Source organism: Shigella sp. FC1967 (genome assembly GCF_001743005.1).
Classification (GTDB): domain Bacteria; phylum Pseudomonadota; class Gammaproteobacteria; order Enterobacterales; family Enterobacteriaceae; genus Proteus.
Map to the genome: position 1 here is coordinate 1 of NZ_MIIZ01000396.1, position 224 is coordinate 224.

Here is a 224-nt window from a genome sequence, read left to right on the forward strand (position 1 = left end):
GGGAAACTTGCCTCGAGATGAGTCTTCCCTGTCACCTTGAGTGACCTAAAGGAACGTTTAAGACTAAGACGTTGATAGGCTGGGTGTGTAAGCGTAGCGATACGTTGAGCTAACCAGTACTAATGAACCGTGAGGCTTAACCTGACAACACCGAAGGTGTTTTGTCAGAGAGACGAAACGATGAAGTAAGCTTGTTTAAGATTGATATTACTGGTGACGAACCG

Annotated in this window: 1 rRNA gene; it reads left to right on the forward strand. The window is 45.5% G+C overall.

Annotated elements, in window-relative coordinates:
- Positions 1–144 (forward strand): 23S ribosomal RNA (locus tag BHE89_RS03460); the annotation flags it as partial.
- Between the last annotated feature and the right edge of the window lie 80 nt (positions 145–224).